General features: G+C 51.3%; 1 protein-coding gene. It reads right to left on the bottom strand.

Features of this window, described 5'->3' with window-relative positions; genetic code table 11:
- Positions 1-13: 13 nt before the first annotated feature.
- Positions 14-339: hypothetical protein (locus NE473_RS30690; RefSeq protein WP_256265605.1), on the bottom strand; the 326-nt coding region annotated here is incomplete at its 5' end.

Raw genomic sequence — 339 nt, 5'->3', positions numbered from 1 at the left:
TAAAATGCTCCCATTAAATCATACCTCCTTCTGCTAGTGTTCCAACCACTTCACCAAGATCATTAATTGCCCCGTCCTGTACCGCCTTTCCTTCCTCCAGGGCGTCCAGGCGCTTTTCCTCGTCGTTTTTCTCACGTAGATTATACGTTGTAAGCACCGTACCATCTGCGGCCACCATGGACGTTTCAGACACAAGTACAAGGTTAGTATAATTGCCTACCACTAACCCATCACCATTCTTAATCTGCACTGCTGTGAGATTGTCAGGAGTCAGCGCCTCCCAGGTCGTTACCATGGCCGCCCGGTTTGCCGCCGCCACCTGTAAGGCTCCCAGGCTTG

The organism is Hungatella sp. SL.1.14, from assembly GCF_024460495.1.
Taxonomy (GTDB): Bacteria; Bacillota; Clostridia; order Lachnospirales; family Lachnospiraceae; genus Hungatella; species Hungatella hathewayi.
This window is presented reverse-complemented; position numbering and strand designations above follow the sequence as displayed.